Raw genomic sequence first — 13,479 nt, forward strand, 5'->3', positions numbered from 1 at the left:
GTTTCTTCTATATAAATGGAGACAAAAAAAGCGGCAAGTCCCTGACAGATGGCGGGGACTTGCCGCTTGGCATGTTTTAAGTTTACTTATCCATGAATGATCGGATTTCCCTGCAGGCGCAGTGGAACAAAGAAATCATGCTCCACTTCACTTGCTGGCAACGGGCGGCTGAAGTAGTATCCCTGGATTTCCCTGCACTCGTTCTGCATCAGGATATCCAGCTGTCCTTTGGTCTCAATGCCTTCCGCAATAACATCCATCTTCAGATTCTGTGCCATGGTGATAATCGTCGCCACAATCGCCTGGTCACTCTGATTCTCGGTGATGTCTGTAACAAACGAACGGTCGATCTTCAGCTTATGAATCGGAAAATGCTTCAGGTAACTCAGCGAGCTGTACCCTGTACCGAAATCATCCAGGCTAATCTTGACTCCGAGGGAAGTAAGCTGATTCAGTATGCCTGTTGAGACTGAAGCATCCATCATCATGCTTTCCGTAATTTCAAGTTCCAGGTAGCGGGCTTCCAGCCCTGTTTCCTCCAGAGCAAGCTTCACCTGCTCCACGAGGTTGGACTGATGAAATTGCTGGCTGGACAGGTTTACCGATACCGGAATTAATGGACCACCGCTAGCGTGCCATTGTTTCATCTGCCTGCAAGCTTCCCTCAGCGTCCAGTTCCCAATGTCATAAATGATACCCGTTTCCTCTGCAATGGGAATGAACACATTTGGTGACAAAATCCCCTTGTGTGGATGCTTCCAGCGAATCAGAGCTTCCACACCAATCATCCGGCTATCCGCCGTGCGAATCTGCGGCTGGTAATACAGGAGCAATTCATTGCGTTCGAGCGCTTTGCGCAGATATCCCTCCAGCTCAATACGCTCATACAATTCCGAATCAAGTTGTGTAGTATAGAACTGAAATCCGTTTTTGCCATTTTTCTTGACTTCATACATGGCAGTGTCCGCATGCTTCAACAGGGTATCCACTTCCGTTCCATGCTCCGGGTACATGGCAATTCCGATACTGGCTGTAACGTAAAAATCATTCTCTTTTAACCGGTACGGCAATTGGATAGCTTCAACAATTTGTTCAGCCAGGCTGGCCACACGCTCCTCATTCCCCTGTTCATTCATGACGACCAGTGTGAATTCATCACCACCCATTCGGGCCAGCATCACGTTATCCATCCCTTTAGGATCGGATGCACGGATTGCCTTAAGAATTCGGTCGCTGACCTCCCTAAGAAAAACATCTCCAATGGAATGCCCCAGCGAATCATTGATCATTTTGAAACGGTCAATATCCATCACCATCACGGCAAACGCATGATTGGATATTTCGGAAACTGCAATCGTTTCAGCCAGCACCTCATCCAGTTTACGTCTGTTCGGCAGGCCAGTAAGCGGATCATGTGTGGCCTGATGACGAATCATCTCCTGAGCCTGCTTCTCCTCGGTGATATCCTTGATTAGAATATGGCTGCCAACATCTGTACCTTCGATCAAAACAGGTACAACGCTAATGCTTAAATCCAAATGCTGTCCATCCATCCCTTTCATACTTGCCGTATAATAACGCTGTTCAAGGCTTGCACCCGATAAATCCACACTTTGAAGCTCATCGGAACTCCAGTGGATATCAATATGCTTCGATATTTCATCCAGAGAGCGATGAATGACTAATCGCTCCGGATATCCGGTAATCCGCGTAACTGCAGCATTTAATCCTTTGACAATTCCCTCATTGTTTACCGATAGAATGGCGTCTGAATGGTTCTCATAGAGCGCTTGGTACCACTGCTCATTTTCACGAATGCGCTGATCTTTCATGGACATTCGTTGATTGATATAAATGCCAAAGAGTGTCAGTCCTAGGGTAAGGAACGTACCTGCTGCAACCAGGTATGCCAGTAGCCCCGGTTCAATCTGCATCATGGAATTGACCATCTGGGCATGCGAATGCTGATGAAACTGCGCAGCGGACATCCCTGTGTAATGCATACCTGTGATTCCCAGACCCATAATGAGCCCACTGCCCAATTTGTAAACCCAAGTGAACCGTGTCCGGTGCTGGCTCAAATAAAACATAAGCCATAGGGCTGCAAAGGAGGCTCCTGCTGCGATCAGTACAGAAGCAAATACCATGTCTGCCTCGTAACTGATTGGAACGGACATGGCAGCCATACCCACATAGTGCATGCTGGTGATGCCCGCAGTCATGAGCAGACCGGCAGCAACAATCTGGCGCACATTGCCCGATTTCCGGCCTGCAATGTGTAACCCAATCCCTGATGCAGCAACTGCGAGCAGGACGGACAGGACAACTTTGTCCATGGAATAGGAGACATGCATGGGAAGAACAAAAGCCAGCATGCCCACAAAATGCATGGACCAGATGCCAAGTCCCATGGACATGGCACCGCAAGCAAGCCATACCCTTCTGGATATTCCTTTCGCCAAGCTTACCCGGCCAGCAAGGTCAAGTGCAGCATATGATGCTAGAGCAGCAATAATGTAAGATAAAACAACCAGTTCCAAGTTATACGTTCCATGTAGGTGTTCCACGCTGTCTTTCCTTTCAACCGGGAAGTATCTCGTATGAAGGCATAATGTAAAAAAGAAGGCAGTGCACTGTCCGGGTGACAGGCACTCCCTTCGTTTCATTTTGACTCGTGACCACCAGCTTGCATAGCACAGCAGCCATACATCAGAAACCCGTTAATAGTGATGTATATAGTCTAAACGTCCTAATGACGAAAATCAACACTTATTTCCAGTATTAAGGAACATGAATATACATTGTTAAACTTCAAAAAATGAAGCGATTTTGACGTGAAGATTCCTTACGGCCTCTATGTATTCCACTCTCGTTTTACATATCCAATAAGCACAGCCAGCAGCTGTGCTTACTTCGTGGACCGTTACCCTTTGACAGGTGCAGTGGTCTGCCGGACAACCAGATTGGACGGCTCCGTAATAACCGGCGGAGAATAATCCGGATTTTCAATCATCGCAATCAGATACTCAATCGACTTGATGCCGATCGAATAGATGTTTTGATTAATCGTGGTTAACCCCGGTTTAAATACCTGAGCGTAATACGTATTGTCGAAGCCAACGACTGAAATGTCTTCAGGCACGCTTAGACCGTGTTTCTCAATCTCATGAATCGCACCGAAGGCGGCCATGTCTGAAGCGCAAACGATCCCTGTTGGTTGATCCTTCAATGCCAGCAATCGCCGTGCAGCCTTGCTTCCCTCTTCAAAGGAGTAGTCACATACCTCCAGATACACGGTTGAATACGGAATACCGCACTCGCGCAATCCTTCACGGTAGCCTTCCAACCGAAGATTGGCTACGGCGGGGCCGAGTGTGCCCGAGATATAGGCAATCTTGCGATGACCCAACTCATGCAGATGCTTAACACTCATTGCAATCGCATTGGAATTATCCGTAGTAATATATCCGGCCCGTTTGCCAAACAAATCTGTATCAATAAACATGGTCGGAATCTCAGCTTGAACCAATTCCTCGATACTTTTGTTGTCTCTTCCTTCTCCGAACACAACAACGCCATCCACATTCCGGCTGCGGCAATGTTTGATAAACGAGTATCCCGGATCGTCGAACCGTGTGGACAAACGGACCAGATCATAACCGCTATTCTCTAGTGCTGTCTTGATCCCTTCCAGCAATTCCGAAACAAACGGATTGGTAAAAGGAACTGTGAGCAGCACCCCTACCGTCCATGAACGGCGTTTTACAAGTCCGCGTGCCACCACATTCGGTTGATATTTCAATAGTTCAATGGCTATATTGACTTTTTTGCGAGTTTTGTCACTTACATCGGGATAATCGTTCAGCACTTTGGAAACGGTTGCAACAGATACGCCCGCTTCTTTGGCCACATCATGGATAGAAGCCACCTGATCACCTCAACCTCTTTCAAATCCCCTGTCTCCGGCTGCAATTACTATGACATTCGGCAGGTTTGTCTACCCATTATAGCTTAAAACAGCCAGAAACGGTATCGCAGGATCTTGGGGTACTAACAGCCTATATTTGCCTGTCCAGTTTTCTCAGATCCAGTGCGAGTTTCTCCATCGTGGTTGCAAATACCGCAAGTTCCTCCGAACGTGAAGCTTGGCGTCTCGCTCCTTGAGATGTGTGCTGCGACTCTTGTTGTACACTTCCAAGCTTCCTCATAATCTGTTCGAGATTCGCCTGGATTTTTCCCTGTGCCTCACGGGAATTGGCGGCAAGCTTCCGGACTTCACTTGCAACAACTTCGAACCCCCGCCCGAATTCGCCTGCATGTGCAGCTTCGATGGCTGCATTCAGGCCGACCAGATGACTTTGCTCTGAAATTTCACGAATGAGTTCTCCCATCTTGCCAATCTGATGGATCTCATCTGTTAATGCCTCCAGCAATTCATGGGCTTGATCCTGCGAGGCAGCGGTTTCTCTCGCGACGTCCGAGATAGCCTGGGCATTCTCGTTCAATTCACAGATCATGCCCGTCAGTTGCTGGGTAATCTGCGTAACGGCCGTCAGAGTATGCTCCTGTTCTGCAGCAAGCTGGTGCAGCTTTTCCTTTTCCTTCTTCTCATAAGCTTCAAGGACAAGCTGGGCGTCGAGATTAAACATTTTGCTCAGCGCCTGAATCACACGATGCCAGGAATTAGGGATGACTTGCTGAAATATGCTTGTTGCAATATCGAGATAAACCATATATGTCCCCAGATAATAATCTTCAGATAATCCAATGCGTGAATGTACCAATCCAATCGCAATACGCTGTTCAATATAAGCCTCGTCCACTATGCCATCCGTCATGGACAGCCAGTACATTTGCTGCGTTTCTTTCAATCGTTCAATGGAAGAAAACCGTGTAATCATCTCTGCGAGTTCAGGATAACCTCCGACATGATTATAGAAGTGATCCACCACATCATGTACAACCTTCTGGAATACCGGCCTGTGGTCGGCAAGCAATTGCAGATCCGCTCTGGTGAGTCCAATATAATCGAGTTGCTTTTGTCTTGCTGCAGTAATACTCATAACTAGTTCCGTCAACTCCTTAATAACTACTAAAAAACACCAATTTGTAAAATTACTGTACCGATTATAGACTAAATGGCCTAAATTTACATATACCATTAGAACTAATTTGTCATGAATTTAACTTCTGGTGTCAGTTTTTTCGCGAGTTTCATCGACTGTTCATGCAAAAAGACTCCTTCACCTGCCGTGAAGGAGCCTCACAGCAGGCATCAGGAGCCTGATCCGGAATGGTTTTGAACCTGTTAGCGATTCAGCAGACTGCCCACATAACGCAGCAGTTCATTTGCGCTGGCTGCCGTATATCCATGTTCTTCAATTAGGCGTTTGATAACCTCGTTCATCCGTTTCAATTGTGTAGCATCTGGTGTTTTGGTTGAAGTTGTAATCTTGACGATGTCTTTCAGGTCTGCGAACAGCTTCTTTTCAATCGCTTCCCGCAGTCGATCGTGGCTGCTGTATTCAAACTTGCGCTCTTTGCGGGAGTATGCAGAAATTCGGATCAGAATCTCTTCCCGGAATGCTTTTTTCGCATTTTCGGATATTCCGATCTGCTCCTCAATCGAACGCATTAAACGCTCATCCGGATCCATCTCCTCATCGGTTAACGGATCACGGATTTTGGACCAGTTACAGAAGGCCTCGATGTTATCGAGGTAATTTTCGAACAGCGTTTTGGCAGACTCTTCAAACGAATACACAAAAGCTTTTTGCACTTCCTTTTTGGCCAGTTCATCATATTCCTTACGCGCCAGGGCAATAAAGTTCAGATAGCGCTCGCGTTCTTCTTTGGTAATGGAAGCATGCTGATCCAGACCGTCCTTGATTGCCCGCAAAATATCCAACGCGTTAATGCACTGAAGGTTTTGCTTAATCAAAGCACTGGATATCCGGTTGATGACATAACGTGGATCGATGCCGGACATGCCTTCATCCAGATACTCATTTTGCATTTCACGCAGATCGGCTTCCTTGTAACCCTCAACTTCCTCACCATCATACATCCGCATCTTTTTGACGAGGTCCATGCCTTGTTTTTTCGTTTCCTTCAGGCGGGTAAGTATGGAGAAAATGGCTGCGGTCCGCAGCGCGTGCGGTGCAATATGAACATGTTTCATGTCACTTTGCTGAATAAGCTTTCCATAAATCTTCTCTTCTTCGGAGACCTTCAGATTATATGGAATAGGCATCACAATCATCCGGGATTGCAGGGCTTCATTCTTTTTATTCGCAATAAACGATTTGTACTCCGACTCATTGGTATGAGCAACGATCATCTCATCGGCACTGATTAAGGCAAACCGGCCTGCTTTGAAATTGCCCTCCTGCGTGAGCGATAAGAGGTTCCACAGAAACTTTTCATCACATTTCAACATCTCCTGGAACTCCATCAATCCACGATTTGCCTTGTTTAGTTCTCCGTCAAAACGATACGCACGCGGGTCGGATTCGGAACCAAACTCGGTAATGGTCGAGAAGTCGATGCTGCCCGTGAGATCTGCGATATCCTGGGACTTCGGATCGGACGGACTGAATGTCCCGATTCCTATTCGGTTGTCCTCGGAGATGATAACCCGTTCTACCTTGACGCGGCTGATATCCCCGCCATATTCGGTACGAAGTCTCATCTGGCAGGATGGGCACAGGTTGCCCTCAATACGGACACCAATCTCTTTTTCCACTTCGGGACGAAGCTCCAGAGGGATTAAGTGCAGAGGTTCCTCATGCATCGGGCATCCCTCGATGGCGTAAACGGCCCCTTTTTCCGTCCGCGAGAACTGTTCAAGACCGCGCTTCAGCAATGTGACGAGCGTCGACTTCCCTCCACTTACCGGACCCATAAGGAGCAAAATCCGTTTCCGTACATCCAGACGGCGTGCTGCCGAATGGAAATATTCCTCGACCAGCTTCTCAATGGAGCGATCCAGTCCAAAAATCTCCTGTTCAAAAAACTTATACCGCTTATGCCCCCCGACTTCTTCCACGCCAAACGATTCAATCATCTGATATACTCGTGCGTGAGCCGTCATTGCCGGAGTCGGGTCCTCTCTCAGCAGAGCAATATAATCTTCAAATGTTCCATTCCAAGACAAACGGTCACTCTCTGCCCGATATTCCGCAACGCGTTCAAAAATATTCATGCTTGGTACCTCCCATGGCTCCTTTAGTGTGATTGTCAACCATTCCGAATGGTATGAAGAAATCAATAGAATTGCAGCTCCTGCTTGAATACCAATCTGCGGTCCGGATTAGTCCCGCCACCCTCTGTCCAAACGTCTTGTATTGTTGTGAAAAGTGTATTACATACCTATGCGGCAAATCGGATAAGTTGACCTCTTTTTTTCAATTCACGATCCATAATTTCGGCTTTTCCCTGTTCTATCAGACATCTTGTGCCCTCAGAAAAAAAAGCACGGTTATGATATAATGAAGGTTCTAAATTCAGGAAACCGGACAACGTCCCGCCGTGGACAACTTCTTGGGAAAGGAGGAGGAAGGATGGCAGTAAAATACGAGACCGAGTTATATTCGCCACTAAAAGCCTTTTTCGAAAAGCAGGGATTCCTGATCAAGGCTGAAGTCAGACATTGCGACCTCGTCGGAGTCAGATCCGATCAAGACGATCCCCTTATTGTGGAGATGAAAAAAACTTTCAATCTTTCGCTGCTTCTTCAGGGGATGCAGAGGCTAAAACTTAGTCCATTCGTTTATCTGGCTGTAGAGCGCAATCGGAGCAAACGCGGGGCTGTTAACCAGCGCTGGAGCGAACTCACAGCACTGTGCCACCAGCTCGGGCTTGGCCTGATTACGGTGACGTTCTATAAGACCAAGTCACCATTCATTGATGTGCTGTGTGAGCCTGCGGCATTGAACCGTACAAACCGGATTCCTTCCCGTAAAGGTGGGGTAAGGCGTCAACGATTGCTGAGGGAATTTGAAGAGCGCAGCGGGGATTATAACACGGGCGGCAGTACCCGCAGGCAGCTGGTAACCGCATACCGGGAGAAGGCGCTGCGTGTCGCCTCTGCCCTGCGAACCCAAGGTGAAGCTTCTCCTGCCGTACTCGCAAGAGAAACCGGAGTCGGATCGGCTGCAGCCATTTTGCAGAAAAATTACTATGGGTGGTTCGAACGATTGTCACGCGGTAAATACGTACTTACGATCAAAGGGGCACAAGCCCTGTCCGAGCATTCTCATATGCTGGAAGACCATGATACGTTGGAACATGATCTAATGGTGCCATGGAGTCTGGACTCCTCCGAGGATTTTATTGTGGAAGAGCTAGGAGAAATTGCGGAGGCAACTGAGCAGTATCGGGCACTCCAAGACGAAGTTTCTGACCCGTTGTCCAAAAATAAATCAACAGTTAAATAAATAAAGATAAATGTTTCAGCAATCATGATGCATACAAAAGAGCCTGTCATCTCCGAGGAGATCACAGGCTCTTGCTAAATGATTCTATATAATTGCAATTAGAAGCTTGCTGCTACTTCAGTTGCCAATTTCAGGCCAGCATCCACGATCTCTTGGGAACGATCAGGTGAAGCGTTGTGACCTTCAACGATAACGAGCTCAGGGTTTTGGATACCCCAGAAGTTCAGTACGTTTGTTACATATTTTACGGACATTTCAGCAGATGCCATTGGCTCAACGGAGTAAACGCCGCCACGTGCATTCAGCAATGCCACTTTTTTGTCGCCAACCAAACCTACAGGGCCTTCAGCTGTGTATTTGAACATTTTGCCAGCTTGGCTCAGGTAGGAAATGTAGTTTACCAGTGGTGCAGGAACAGTGAAGTTCCACAGTGGGAATGCAAATACCACTTTATCAGCTGCCAGGAATTGATCTTGCAATTGTGCTGCGAGTGCAGCAGCTTGCTGCTCTTCAGCAGTTGCTTCGATACCGTTAGCTGCTTTATATCCACCTGTAATTACAGTGTTACCGTAGTAAGGGATATCTGTATTGTAGAGATCCAACTCAGTGATGGTGTCACCTGGGTGGGATTCTTTGTATGCGCTCAAAAATGCATCGTACAATTTTACGCTGACTGCTTGATCCGCAGGACGGTCGTTTGCTTTTACAAATAGAATGTTGGACATGTTCGTTCCCCCGTTAATTAAAATATATGAGTGTTTCTCCTGAAATCGCGTTGAATACAACATATATAAAGAAAACAACAACTCATTAATACATATTATATATAAAAATGTTAGTGGATGCAATAACGTAATTACTTTGGGTTATGAACTCTTTTTATTTGTTCTTCAAAATTTCATATATTCATTCAGGAATCGCAGTTCTCACTTTCTTTTGTAGAAAGTCGCTCTCTTTATCATTCTGCTAATTGCGGGCAGTGAATTCTGAGATGGCTTCACTGATCAGGTTCATGCCCAGCAGCAGCTCGTCGCGTCCAGGATGACTAAAATTCAACCGAATGTGACGGTGATCCTGGACACCCGTTGAGCAGAGAGAACCTGGCAGAAAGGACACACCTTTGGAAAGTGCCACTTTGAGCAATGCTCCGCTATCCAGCCCCTCGGGAAGTTGAACCCACAGATACATGCCCCCTTTGGGGATGGTATATTGAACCCCTTTCCAGCCAGGCCTTTTGAGCAACTCAAGCATCAGCTTCAGTCTGATTTTGTACTCCCGGTTTAGCATGGATAGATGGTCACTCCATTTAAATGGAGACTGGGCGAGCAGCTGATATAATAACCGCTGATTCATTGGACTGGATTGCCCATCTGCAATCCGCTTGACTGAAGCCATGGCTTGTATCAAGGCAGGATGTCCTGCTGCCCAGCCCGTGCGCAGTGCAGGTGCAACCGTTTTGCTGAACGAACCAATATATAGTACATGCCCGCCTTGATCAGCAGTATCGAGCGCAAATAACGAAGGAAACCTGCGATAGAAGTCGGCCGTCTCCAGACCGTCGAAGTGGAGCTCTCCATACGAGTCATCCTCAACAAGCAAAACCCCGTATCGAGAGCACAGATCAAGCACAGCCTCTCTCCGTTCCATGGACCACAGCACGCCCGTCGGATTCGAGAAGCTTGGCGCAGCAAAAAGCAGCTTCGGTCTAAGCTGCTGCATGTGGTGCTCCAATAGATCTGGCAATATGCCGTCTGAATCGCCAAGGACAGGCACAATTTTGGCCCCTTGCATTTCCAGAACTTCAAGACAACCCGGAGAGGTAGGGTGTTCTACCAATACAGAATCCCCTGGCTCCAGCAGCAGACGCATCACCAAATCAATTGCCTGCTGGGTTCCTGTGGTTAATAAAATCTGCTCTGGCACTGTACGTATGTCTTTTCGGATATTCCAGTCCGTGTCCAGCCACTCTCTCAGAGGCCTGTAGCCTGCTGGCTCACCATACTGAAGAGCAGATGGCCCAGAACTGAATACAGATACGGCTGCTTCTTCCAGCAGCTTGAACGGAAATAATTCCTCTGCAGGTAACTCTTCAGCCAGAGAAATGAAATAATCCCGGCCAGACATTTCACGAATATCCCGGAGTGGTGAAGACAACAGCCTGTTTGTACGGGAGGCGAAGAAATATTTCATCGGTCCGTTCCCCTTTCATCAATTCCGAACTGTGCTCGCAGTCCACAGCCACTTCAACCTATTCCTGCTGAGCGCCGAATATGACGATTGGACCTGCCTCCTGATTCACATCCTGTACCTTTATAAATGAAGAATGGTTATCAGGATAGCGTCTTGGCCTGTCTCGCATATAAGGCATAGCGTTCAATAGCTTGTGCGCGACTGCTTACATCCAGCTTCACATAGATTTTGCGCAGATAGTTATCAATGGAACGTCGGCTGACGTTAATCTCACTGGCTATTTTATCATAGGTTACGCCCTGAACAATTCTTTCCATGATAAAAGTTTCGGTTTCTGTCAGTTCCACCAGAAATTCTTCTCCCGGAGAGTCAGACGGCTGAGCCCATTCAGTGCTTGTAAGCCAGGAGATCGGAATGGATACGCATCCCTCCCGCAACCCGGAAATAAGGTGAATCAGCTGGCTAGGGGAAGCCTGTTTCGACAGCATGCCGCTTGCACCAAGACCCATAAGATGACGAAACAGCTTCACATTGTCTTCATCTGTCAAAATAATAACATGACTATGCACGGATGCATTCTTCATCTGAGTAATATATGGATCTGCTTGCCCTTCAGGAAGCCGATAATCCATCAAAATGAGATCGGGTTGATGGATCTTCACCAATTCTAGTCCTTCTGTACCTGTTGAGGTCATTCCCCGTACAAGTAAATCCTGCTGCTCTTCCAAAATCAATTTGGTACCCAGCATGCTGGTGGGGTGGATATCTACGATGACCACCTGCCATACTTTTTTCATGATTGTTCCCCCTGGTTATGTATTGGACAAATACTTTTCTACTTTTTTTGCCTTGATTCTATCACCATACTTGCGACAGTCCACGTATAGAAGAAGCAAAGTCGAATAATGTCGAAATATGATGAATAAATGGATGGACAGCCATACAGCTGCTTTATTTCACCAAAACTGCATCATGACATTGCAATATATATGCCTCACTCATGCAAAATATAGTATAATTTTCCTGCATCTCTAGCTAAAAAGGTCGAAAATCCTGCCCAAAGTTCCTACTTATTGCATCTATAAGAAATTGTATCCTAGGACTTCCATCCGATGCAATCTCTTTTTATCCTATTACTTAAAGAATTTCATTTTTGCGTAATCAATAGTGGCATGTTAGAATGAGGATTGGTATTTTTTAAACTATTTATAACCAGGAGTGATGATATGAAACCTTCTGCTCAACCTTCTGACATCCATCACACCCGGAGCGCCAAAGGCAAGGCCGGATCTTCAGTCAAGCTTTTTCTGGTCATGTGGATTGTTCTCATTGCACTCGGAGTTGTGGGAACCTACTACTATAGTAACCATCTTCAGAAGCAGATGCTTAGTCAGATTCAGGCCCATAATCAGCAGCAGATTGCCGCGCTAAAAGCGGACTATGAAAATCAGCTAACAACGATATCGAAGGAAGTAGCCGACCTGCAGGGACAAGTTCAATCCTTCAATGAGCTGCTAACGTTTACTAAGGATAATGCAAGCGATAAAACGGATAACAGCAATAAATTGTACACTCAGCTGAGCGAAGTCAAAAAGCAACTGGAAACCCTCCAGAAAAAGATGGACCTGCTCAAATGATTACACCCGTAAAACAGGTTAATCGTTTTTTTATGCTTGCACTTGCTCCTTTTATTGGATTGATCATCTGTTTGCTGCTGCTTCGCCCCCCGCTTGAACCTGGGGATTTGATTCATTCCGGACTGTCAGAGGAAACGATTACTCCCCAGACCCAGGCTATACGCCAGGAGCTTGCTGGGGCCAAGGAAGCTGCCGTTCAAACTTCTTCTTCTATTAAAAGAACGACAGAGCTGTATAATCGTACGACCAGTACGATGTCTACCATCGTACAGTCGGCATCGGTACAAGCCGCACGTCCGGAAACGATATACAACCAGCGTATTTCGTCCAAGCTCGGCGTTCCCATTGAACGGGTTAACAGTGACCGGCTTACGATTGAACTCTATCGAGTGAACCCTGGCACGTATAAGGGTTACGCGATGAAAGTTAAACTGAAGGACCCTACGGCCATGAAAATGGCTTTGAGCAGTGAACCTGGAAAAGCAGAGACAACCATGCAGGCCGTTAAGCGAAATGGTGCGATCGCCGGAATCAATGCAGGCGGATTCGCAGATAGTGGTGGCAAACGATACCCGCTCAGCACAACGGTCATGGACGGTAAATATGTGAACGGCTTCCAAGCCAGTTTCAAGGATCTGTTTTTTGTAGGACTTAACGATACGGGCAAACTGGTAGGCGGCAAATTTTTTGATAAAAACTCCCTGGACCGCCTCAAACCACAGTTCGGTGCTACTTTTGTACCTGTCCTGCTTCAGAACGGCAAGAAAACAGCCATTCCTGCTAAGTGGAAGGTGTCGCCCAAGAGGGCTCCCCGTACTGTAATTGGCAATTACAAGGATGATCAGCTGCTTATTATCGTTGTGGATGGATATAACGAAAGCGGAAGCTCTGGTGCCACTCTTGAGGAGCTTCAAGGTCGATTATACAAACTGGGCGTAGTGGATGCCTACAATCTGGATGGCGGCGGCTCCTCCTCGCTAATCCTGAACAATCGGGTTGTGAACAATCCATCAGACGGCAATCTCAGACCTGTGCCTACTCACTTTTTATTTTACAAATGATCCTGTATAGGCATTCCTTTTCTTCCTTTATTGGTTATAATAGAAGAAAGTGCTAAATGTACAGGAGGTGGCAAGTGTATGTCGTTCTCATTGACATTCTGGATTATTGCAATTGTACTTGCATTGTTCATGACAGGCATTTTCACTGCATCC

The 13,479-nt window shown here is 46.8% G+C and carries 10 protein-coding genes; 3 read left to right on the top strand and 7 right to left on the bottom strand.

Annotated features, from left to right (window positions below; translation table 11 throughout):
- Positions 1 to 86: 86 nt before the first annotated feature.
- The 4 genes from CHH60_RS09875 to CHH60_RS09890 form a co-directional block, all read right to left on the bottom strand.
- A complete protein-coding gene (locus tag CHH60_RS09875) occupies positions 87 to 2,567 on the bottom strand; it encodes an EAL domain-containing protein (RefSeq protein WP_095359061.1) in 2,481 nt (826 codons plus the stop codon).
- Positions 2,568 to 2,923: 356 nt separating this feature from the next.
- Entirely contained in the window at positions 2,924 to 3,928 is a 1,005-nt protein-coding gene (locus CHH60_RS09880; protein WP_095359062.1) for a LacI family DNA-binding transcriptional regulator, read from the bottom strand.
- Positions 3,929 to 4,058: 130 nt separating this feature from the next.
- Positions 4,059 to 5,063, bottom strand: coding sequence for a globin-coupled sensor protein (locus tag CHH60_RS09885; protein ID WP_095359063.1), 1,005 nt, complete (start codon positions 5,061 to 5,063; stop codon positions 4,059 to 4,061).
- A gap of 245 nt (positions 5,064 to 5,308) precedes the next feature.
- A complete protein-coding gene (locus tag CHH60_RS09890) occupies positions 5,309 to 7,204 on the bottom strand; it encodes a PrkA family serine protein kinase (RefSeq protein ID WP_095359064.1) in 1,896 nt (631 codons plus the stop codon).
- A 358-nt stretch (positions 7,205 to 7,562) separates the two neighbouring features.
- Here CHH60_RS09890 and CHH60_RS09895 point away from each other — a divergent pair, with 358 nt between their 5' ends.
- Positions 7,563 to 8,438, top strand: coding sequence for a DUF2161 domain-containing phosphodiesterase (locus CHH60_RS09895; RefSeq protein ID WP_095359065.1), 876 nt, complete (start codon positions 7,563 to 7,565; stop codon positions 8,436 to 8,438).
- 98 nt (positions 8,439 to 8,536) lie between these two features.
- Here the strand turns inward: CHH60_RS09895 and CHH60_RS09900 are convergent, their stop codons facing one another.
- The 3 genes from CHH60_RS09900 to CHH60_RS09910 all read right to left on the bottom strand — a co-directional run bounded on the left by CHH60_RS09900 (position 8,537) and on the right by CHH60_RS09910 (position 11,425).
- Positions 8,537 to 9,226 carry an FMN-dependent NADH-azoreductase gene (locus tag CHH60_RS09900; protein WP_397332082.1) on the bottom strand — a complete coding sequence of 230 codons (690 nt, stop codon included), beginning with the start codon at positions 9,224 to 9,226 and terminating at the stop codon, positions 8,537 to 8,539.
- Between the two features lie 178 nt (positions 9,227 to 9,404).
- On the bottom strand, positions 9,405 to 10,628 hold the full coding sequence (locus CHH60_RS09905; protein WP_095288256.1) for an aminotransferase-like domain-containing protein: 1,224 nt from the start codon (positions 10,626 to 10,628) through the stop codon (positions 9,405 to 9,407).
- Between the two features lie 140 nt (positions 10,629 to 10,768).
- Positions 10,769 to 11,425 (bottom strand): response regulator transcription factor, encoded by a 657-nt coding sequence (locus CHH60_RS09910; RefSeq protein ID WP_095359066.1) that lies wholly within the window; start codon positions 11,423 to 11,425, stop codon positions 10,769 to 10,771.
- Between the two features lie 429 nt (positions 11,426 to 11,854).
- On the opposite strand from CHH60_RS09910, the gene CHH60_RS09915 reads away from it, so the two are divergent.
- Together CHH60_RS09915 and CHH60_RS09920 are read left to right on the top strand one after the other, a co-directional pair.
- Positions 11,855 to 12,265, top strand: coding sequence for a uroporphyrinogen-III C-methyltransferase (locus tag CHH60_RS09915; protein ID WP_095359067.1), 411 nt, complete (start codon positions 11,855 to 11,857; stop codon positions 12,263 to 12,265).
- Positions 12,262 to 13,326, top strand: a complete 1,065-nt coding sequence (locus CHH60_RS09920) for a phosphodiester glycosidase family protein (RefSeq protein ID WP_095359068.1) — start codon at positions 12,262 to 12,264, stop codon at positions 13,324 to 13,326. Before CHH60_RS09915 ends, CHH60_RS09920 begins: the two co-directional genes overlap by 4 nt.
- Positions 13,327 to 13,479: the final 153 nt, after the last annotated feature.

Origin of the sequence: Paenibacillus sp. 7523-1, assembly GCF_002276415.1 — a bacterium.
Lineage (GTDB): Bacteria > Bacillota > Bacilli > Paenibacillales > Paenibacillaceae > Paenibacillus > Paenibacillus illinoisensis_A.